The sequence below is a fragment of the Pseudomonas sp. Larv2_ips genome (assembly GCF_963879675.1).
GTDB lineage: Bacteria > Pseudomonadota > Gammaproteobacteria > Pseudomonadales > Pseudomonadaceae > Aquipseudomonas.
The window spans coordinates 1-278 of the sequence record NZ_CAWOAW010000016.1; the positions used below are offsets into that span (position 1 = coordinate 1).

General features: G+C 35.6%; 1 protein-coding gene. It reads left to right on the forward strand.

All coding sequences use genetic code 11. The annotated features are described in order from the left end of the window. Positions 1–33 precede the first annotated feature (33 nt). Positions 34–278, forward strand: a 245-nt coding sequence (locus AACV02_RS15235) for a zinc ABC transporter substrate-binding protein (protein WP_119735300.1), incomplete at its 3' end; no start/stop codon positions are given.

Here is a 278-nt window from a genome sequence, read left to right on the forward strand (position 1 = left end):
CCCAGCTGGGGCCCAGTCCATGCCGGTGAGAAAATGATGATTGCACATATGAAAAAAAATGAAATATACGTCAGGATGTTTTCTCTAGCGTTGCCTTATATAAGAAATATTCAGACTCTTGATGAAAAAATAAAGGGTAAAGATAGGTCTTGTTATTTTGAAGCAGAGTTAGTGCATAACCTTGCCAGTAGTTTGTTGAATTCTGAGTTTTCCGAGCATGACATATGGTTTTTAAATCATCAGGCTAAGTATTACTTTGATAATTGTAGTGATGATAT